The sequence below is a fragment of the Streptococcus sp. 20925_1_69 genome, assembly GCF_041432365.1.
GTDB lineage: Bacteria > Bacillota > Bacilli > Lactobacillales > Streptococcaceae > Streptococcus.
The window spans coordinates 1-7,188 of sequence record NZ_JAPVZL010000017.1; the positions used below are offsets into that span (position 1 = coordinate 1).

General features: G+C 41.0%; 5 protein-coding genes. All 5 read left to right on the forward strand.

Features of this window, described 5'->3' with window-relative positions; all coding sequences use genetic code 11:
* Positions 1-2,367, forward strand: a 2,367-nt coding sequence (locus O3601_RS09170) for an SIALI-17 repeat-containing surface protein (RefSeq protein ID WP_371472664.1), incomplete at its 5' end; no start/stop codon positions are given.
* Between the two features lie 167 nt (positions 2,368-2,534).
* Positions 2,535-3,812 (forward strand): ABC transporter permease, encoded by a 1,278-nt coding sequence (locus O3601_RS09175; protein WP_371472667.1) that lies wholly within the window; start codon positions 2,535-2,537, stop codon positions 3,810-3,812.
* A gap of 126 nt (positions 3,813-3,938) precedes the next feature.
* Positions 3,939-4,586: an ABC transporter ATP-binding subunit Vex2 gene (gene vex2 / locus O3601_RS09180; protein ID WP_049512209.1), complete on the forward strand. Its 648-nt coding sequence runs from the start codon at positions 3,939-3,941 to the stop codon at positions 4,584-4,586.
* A 161-nt stretch (positions 4,587-4,747) separates the two neighbouring features.
* A complete protein-coding gene (gene vex3 / locus O3601_RS09185) occupies positions 4,748-6,127 on the forward strand; it encodes an ABC transporter permease subunit Vex3 (RefSeq protein WP_050272607.1) in 1,380 nt (459 codons plus the stop codon).
* A 348-nt stretch (positions 6,128-6,475) separates the two neighbouring features.
* Positions 6,476-7,188, forward strand: a 713-nt coding sequence (locus O3601_RS09190) for a LysM peptidoglycan-binding domain-containing protein (RefSeq protein WP_371472670.1), incomplete at its 3' end; no start/stop codon positions are given.

Sequence of the window (7,188 nt, forward strand, 5' to 3'; positions counted from 1 at the left end):
AAAGGAAATCCAGCAGTTGACTTTATCGTTGAACTACCGTTACCACTTGTAGTTCCAAATCCAGAACATTTAACATCAAAAGAAATAGAAAAATTGGTAGAAGAAGTTAAAAAATCTAATCCAAATAGCGATGTTAAGGCGGATGATAAGGGCAATGTTACTGTAACGGATAAGGCAACTGGCGAATCAGTACTCATCCCAGTTAAAGACTTAACAGTAAAAGACTTCACCCCAGTGAAACCGACCGAAAAAGTTCCAGTCAAAGACAAATCCCACTTAACTCTAGAAGAACAAAAACAAGTGGTAGACAACGTCAAAGCTAAGAATCCAGGTAAGGAAGTAACAGTAGGAGCCGACGGAACAGCAACGGTGACCGATCCAAATACAGGAATCAGTCAAGATATTCCAGGAACAGACTTAGTGAACCAAGACTTCACATCAGTGAAACCAACCGAAAAAGTTCCAGTCAAAGACAAAGCGCACTTAACTCCAGAAGAGAAAAAACAAGTGGCAGATAAAGTCAAGGATAAGAATCCAGGCAAGGAAGTAACAGTAGGAGACGAGGGAACAGCAACAGTGACCGATCCAAATACAGGAATCAGTCACGATATTCCAGGAACAGAGTTAGTGAACCAAGACTTCGAACTAGTGAAACCGACTGAAAAAGTCCCAGCGAAAAAAGCTAGTGAGTTGACGCAAGACGAAAAAGACAAAGTCAAAGAAAAAGTCCAAGCGAAAAACCCAGGTAAGGACGTAACGGTCGGAGCTGACGGAACAGCAACGGTGACCGATCCAAATACAGGAATCAGTCACGATATTCCAGGAACAGACTTAGTGAACCAAGACTTCGAACCAGTGAAACCAACCGAAAAAGTTCCAGTCAAAGACAAAGCGCACTTAACTTCAGAAGAGAAAAAACAAGTGGCAGATAAAGTCAAGGATAAGAATCCAGGCAAGGAAGTAACAGTAGGAGACGAGGGAACAGCAACGGTGACCGATCCAAATACAGGAATCAGTCACGATATTCCAGGAACAGAGTTAGTCAACCAAGACTTCGAACTAGTGAAACCGACTGAAAAAGTCCCAGCGAAAAAAGCTAGTGAGTTGACGCAAGACGAAAAAGACAAAGTCAAAGACAAAGTCCAAGCGAAAAACCCAGGTAAGGACGTAACGGTCGGAGCCGACGGAACAGCAACGGTGACCGATCCAAATACAGGAATCAGTCACGATATTCCAGGAACAGAGTTAGTCAACCAAGACTTCGATCCAGTGAAACCAACCGAAAAAGTTCCAGTGAAAGATTTGAATAATCTAAGCAAAGACGAACAAGATAAAGTTAAAGAATCAGTGGAAAAAGCAAATCCAGGAAAAGACGTAATTGTTGCTTCAGATGGAAATGTAACAATCACTAATCCAGAAACAAATGTCACTCATAATATTCCTCGTGATGAATTGTTATTTGCCTATGCAAAAGGTGAACCGGAAGTTTTAGAAAATCCAGAATTCAATGGAGGAGTAAATGCACCGGATTCGCCAATCCATGAAGTACCAGACTTCACAGGAGGTGTAAACGCACCGGATTCGCCAATCCATGAAGTACCAGAATTTAATGGTGGAGTGAATGGAGAACCAGAAACACAACCAGAAGTACCAGACTTCACAGGAGGTGTAAACGCACCGGATTCGCCAATTCATGAATTACCAGAATTTAATGGTGGAGTGAATGGAGGACCAGAAACTCAAGAAGAATTGCCAAAATTTAATGGAGGAGTAAATACACCTGACTCACCTATTCATGAACGACCAGACTTCGCAGGCGGAGTAAATGGTGAACTTCCTGAACCAACTGAGTTGCCAAAAATTCAGCTTATCATCACTAAATGGATTGATGAAAATGGCAATGAGTTGAAACCAGCAGATGCGAAAGCTCCAGCAGTATTAGGTGAATCCAATGAAGCATTTGAACATGGTGAAATTGAAGATTATGTATTTGTAAGAACAGAAACTAAAGGTGATGTTGTAACTCATGTCTTCAGGAAAGTTAGTCCAGTTAGACCAACAGGTGACGGTCAACAAGGACCAGCTACGCCATCTGCCGATACGAATCCTAGACCGGATACTGTTACCCCTGCTGAGGTGCCAGCTACTCAACCGGCTGAACAACCAAGTCAAACAGTTGAAGTACCTGCTCAATTGCCGAATGAAGTGTCAGAAACGAATCCATCAGTTTCTCAACCGCAAGCAGTATTGCCAAATACTGGTACGAAAGCAGATCGTGCTACCGGTGCATTCGGAGTTCTCTCTCTTCTTGGAGCATTTGGTTTGCTATTTGCCAAAAAGAAAAAAGATGATGAAGAGGAAGCTTAAATAGATGATCTCATCTGATCCTTAGTAGTTTTCCCTGCATAAAGTCTTTGTAAATCAAAAAGAACTAGAAAAATCACTCATTTGTGAGAATTCTAGTTCTTTTTTCGTATTTCATAAACATTTCATATTTGGGTTTTATAATAGTCTTACAAATATGGAGGTGACAAATGAATCCAATCCAAAGAGCTTGGGCTTATGTCAGCAGAAAACGCCTGAGAAGTTTTATTTTATTTCTGATTTTATTGGTCCTATTGGCTGGAATTTCAGCCTGTTTGACGCTGATGAAGTCCAACAAAACAGTGGAAACCAATCTTTACAAATCACTCAATACATCTTTTTCTATTAAGAAGATAGAAAATGGTCAGACTTTTAAGTTGTCAGACCTAGCATCTGTCAGCAAGATTAAGGGGCTGGAAAATGTTTCTCCTGAACTGGAGACAGTCGCAAAATTAAAAGACAAGGAAGCGGTGAGTGGCGAGCAGAGCGTGGAGCGTGATGATTTGTCAGCTGCGGATAAGAATTTGGTTAGCTTAACGGCTCTTGAAGATTCATCTAAGGATGTGACCTTTACCAGCTCGGCTTTCAACTTAAAAGAAGGGCGACATCTTCAAAAAGGGGATTCAAAGAAAATCATCATCCACGAAGAGTTGGCTAAGAAGAATAGTCTTTCCGTTCATGATAAGATTATCTTAGAAGCTGGTCAGTCAGAAACTGGCAAAGGACACACAGTTGAGTATGAAATCGTCGGAATCTTCTCTGGTAAAAAACAAGAGAAATTTACAGGCTTGTCTTCCGACTTCAGTGAAAACCAGGTCTTTACAGACTATGAAAGTAGCCAAACCCTTTTGGGCAATACTGAACCTCAAGTTAGTGCAGCGCGCTTCTATGTAGAAAATCCTAAGGAAATGGACGAACTCATGAAGCAGGTAGAAAACTTGTCTTTGGAGAATCAAGGCTATCAAGTCGAAAAGGAAAACAAGGCTTTTGAACAAATCAAAGACTCAGTTGCTACCTTCCAAACCTTTCTGACCATCTTCCTTTATGGGATGTTGATAGCTGGAGCAGGGGCTTTGATTTTGGTCTTGTCTCTCTGGTTGAGGGAAAGGGTCTACGAAGTGGGAATTTTACTGGCACTTGGAAAAGGCAAGAGCTCAATCTTCCTACAATTCTGTTTAGAGGTAGTTTTGGTATCTCTCGGAGCTTTGCTTCCAGCATTTGTTGCAGGAAATGCAATCACATCTTACCTACTCCAAACACTACTAGCAAGTGGAGATCAGGTAAGCTTACAAGATACACTAGCCAAAGCAAGCAGTTTATCAACCAGCATCCTATCTTTTGCAGAATCCTATGTTTTTCTAGTTCTGCTTAGTTGCTTATCTGTAGCCCTTTGTTTCCTATTTTTATTTAGAAAATCGCCTAAGGAAATTTTATCATCTATTAGTTAATGCTCTTCGAAAATCTCTTTAAACCGTGTCAGCTGTATCTGCAACCTCAAAGCTGTGCTTTGAGCAACCTGCGGCTAGCTTCCTAGTTTAATCTTTGATTTTCATTGAGTATAAGAAGGAGAAATCATGACTTTATTACAATTACAAGACCTTACCTACCGTTATAAAAACACTGCTGAAGCAGTCCTATATCAGATCAATTATCATTTTGAACCCGGGAAATTTTACAGTATTATTGGTGAGTCAGGAGCAGGAAAATCCACTCTCTTGTCCCTACTTGCTGGTCTAGATAGTCCTGTTGAAGGTTCTATCCTTTTTCAAGGAGAGGATATTCGTAAGAAGGGCTATTCTTACCATCGCATGCACCATATTTCCCTGGTCTTTCAAAATTATAACTTGATAGATTATCTTTCTCCACTGGAAAATATCCGCTTGGTCAATAAAAAGGCGAGCAAGGATACACTGCTTGAGCTTGGTTTGGATGAAAGTCAGATCAAGCGGAATGTTCTCCAGTTATCAGGTGGTCAACAGCAACGTGTTGCCATTGCTCGTAGTTTGGTCTCAGAAGCTCCAGTTATTCTAGCGGATGAGCCAACGGGAAATCTGGACCCTAAAACTGCTGGAGATATTGTCGAACTGCTCAAATCACTTGCCCAGAAAACAGGTAAATGTGTCATCGTCGTAACTCACAGCAAAGAAGTGGCACAAGCGTCAGATATTACACTTGAATTGAAGGATAAGAAACTGACTGAAACTCGCAATACGACGAAATAATACGAACTTTTTCTGTTATACTCTTCGAAAATCAAATTCAAACCACGTCATCGTCGCCTTACCGTACTCAAGTACAGCTTACGGCTAGCTTCTTAGTTTGCTTTTTGATTTTCATTGAGTATTAGAACTATAAAATAGAATAAAATCTAGAAAGGGAACCTATGTTACACAACGCATTTGCCTATGTTACAAGGAAGTTTTTCAAATCGATTGTCATCTTCCTGATTATTCTCCTCATGGCGAGCTTGAGTTTGGTCGGCTTGTCGATCAAGGGAGCTACTGCCAAGGCTTCTCAGGAGACATTTAAAAATATCACCAATAGCTTCTCCATGCAAATCAATCGTCGCGTTAATCAAGGGACGCCACGTGGTGCTGGGAATATCAAGGGTGAAGATATCAAAAAAATCACCGAAAACAAGGCCATCGAGTCTTATGTTAAACGCATCAACGCTATCGGAGATTTGACTGGCTATGAACTCATCGAAACGCCAGAAACCAAGAAAAATCTGACTCCTGACCGTGCCAAACATTTTGGAAGTAGCTTGATGATTACAGGTGTCAATGACTCCTCTAAAGAAGACAAGTTTGTCTCTGGCTCTTATAAACTAGTTGAAGGAGAGCACTTAACAAACGACGACAAGGACAAGATCCTCCTGCACAAGGACTTGGCAGCCAAATACGGCTGGAAAGTAGGGGACAAGGTTAAACTGGACTCTAATATCTACGATGCAGACAATGAAAAAGGTGCCAAGGAAACAGTCGAAGTGACAATCAAGGGACTCTTTGATGGTCATAATAAGTCAGCAGTAACCTACTCACAAGAACTCTATGAAAATACAGCTATCACAGACATACATACGGCTGCTAAACTTTATGGATACACAGAAGACACAGCTATTTATGGGGACGCAACCTTCTTTGTAACAGCAGACAAGAACTTGGATGATGTTATGAAAGAGTTGAATGGCATCAGTGGTATCAACTGGAAGAGCTACACACTCGTTAAGAGTTCCTCTAACTACCCAGCTCTAGAGCAATCCATTTCTGGTATGTACAAGATGGCCAACCTCCTCTTCTGGGGTAGCTTGAGCTTCTCAGTCCTTCTCCTTGCACTCTTGCTTAGTCTTTGGATCAACGCCCGTCGCAAGGAAGTGGGAATTCTCCTCTCTATCGGTCTCAAGCAGGCAAGTATCTTGGGTCAATTCATCACCGAATCTATCTTGATTGCCATCCCTGCTCTTGTTTCTGCTTACTTCTTAGCCAACTACACAGCTCGTGCAATCGGAAATACTGTCCTTGCCAATGTGACTTCAGGTGTTGCTAAACAGGCTAGCAAGGCTGCTCAAGCCTCTAACCTTGGTGGTGGTGCAGAAGTAGATGGCTTTAGTAAGACCTTATCGAGTCTAGATATTTCCATTCAGACATCGGACTTTATCATCGTCTTTGTCCTTGCCTTGGTTCTAGTGGTTCTCGTTATGGCGCTTGCTTCAAGCAATCTCCTTAGAAAACAACCAAAAGAGCTCTTGCTGGATGGTGAATAAGTTTGAAAAAATTATTCTGGAATAAAAACTACATCTTGTTTTTCTATTCAAGAAAGGTGGATAGAGAATGGATATTTAACAATACAAAATAGAGCCGAAAGCAGTGGTGAAAATCATTGCTTTCAATCGCTTTCTTTGTACTTTTGCTGGTGGATATGATATACTAAAATCGTGGAGTTCAGTGGAGGGAAAATTTGCAATTTCTATATTCAAATATGCATAAAAATTTATTCATAATTTGCTTTTAAATAAATAGAAAACCTGTAGATACCTATCCAGACTGCAAAGGTAGATGAGCCTGCTGTGGCTGACTTTGCCTTTTAAAAATATAAAATAGTGAGGAAAACAATGAGACAAACAAATGTTAGAGGGACATTATCCCTACGTGGCTTTAGAAAATTAAGAACTGGTGCAATTGTTGCGACAGGTGTGATTTTATTGGGGCTGGGCTTTTTAGCTCCAACTGTTTCCGCTAATGAACAAGATGGTGTTTGGGTAGCCAGAACAGTTGCAGAAGTAAAAGCTGATATTCAACATATAGACAATTTATCACACTACACAATTAAGTGGGGAGATACACTGAGTGCTATTAGTGAAGCAACAGGGCTATCTGTTGATAGTTTGGTTGAGATAAATCGTATTGCAAATAGAGATTTGATTTTTGCCAATAATAAATTGTATTTTAGCGAAGAAGCTTTTCTAAAAGATGGAAATACAGAAGTCAAAAGACAGCGAGTGTCGATTGATAATTCTGGTAGCTGTCAAAGTTATGAAATTGAAACAAAGACAGATATTGTGACTGGAGAGCAAAGGACTACTGTTAAACAAACGACACCAGTAGTTGTGGAAACACCAGCAGTATCGGCAGCGAAAGCTGAAGAGTCGGTATCGCCAGCACCAAAAGTGGAAGAACCAGCGTCTTCAGCACCAAAATCAGAAGAGCCAGTGGAAACAACGCCAAAAGTGGAAGAACCAGCGACTCCAGCACCAAAAGCGGAAGAGCCAGCGACACCGGCACCGAAAGAAGAGAAGCCAGCAACACCAGCGCCAAAAGTGGAAGA